Here is a 718-nt window from a genome sequence, read left to right as displayed (position 1 = left end):
CGCCCGCGGCGACCCCGGCCGCACCAGCCGCCCCGGCAGCCACCGCGGGCGCCGGCCGGATCAATCTCGACAAGGGCCGTGTCGATCTGCAGAAGCACCAGACGGTCTCGCTGGTGAAGAACAACCAGCCGCTGCGCTCCGCGCTGGTGATGGGTCTGGGCTGGGAGCCGGCGTTCCGCGGCAAGAGCATCGACCTGGACGCCTCGGTGATCGCCTACGACGCCAACCGCAAGAAGATCGACGCCTGCTACTTCGGCAAACTGGCCATTCTCAACGGCGCGGTCCGGCACTCCGGCGACAACCTGACCGGGGAGGGCGCGGGCGACGACGAGACCATCACCGTGCACCTGGACGGCCTGCCGCCGGAGGTCACCGGGCTGGTGTTCACCGTCAACTCCTTCACCGGCCAGAAGTTCTCCGAGGTCGCCAAGGCCTACTGCCGGCTGCTCGACGAGCGCGGCGAGGAGCTCGTCCGGTTCGCCCTGACCGGCTCCGCCCCCCCCACGGCCGTCCTGATGTGCAAGTTCGTGCGGCAGTTCTCGGGCGAGTGGGAGATGACGGCGCTCGGTGACTTCCTCGACGCCCGGACCGTGCGCGGCATGGTCAAGCCCGGCGGCCAGGCGCTGTAGCGCCGGTCTGCCGGAGCAGCGTCCGCCGGAGCACCACGCCGGCCGAGCCCCGCCCGTTCGCACCTCCGCCCGTCCGCGGGTCCGCCGCC

Annotated in this window: 1 protein-coding gene; it reads left to right on the top strand. The window is 71.7% G+C overall.

The window, feature by feature from the left end; translation table 11 throughout:
* On the top strand, positions 1-629 hold a 629-nt coding region (locus ACYVE9_RS29535; RefSeq protein ID WP_461030938.1), incomplete at its 5' end, for a TerD family protein.
* Positions 630-718: the final 89 nt, after the last annotated feature.

This window comes from Streptomyces sparsus, from assembly GCF_054776295.1.
This window is presented reverse-complemented; position numbering and strand designations above follow the sequence as displayed.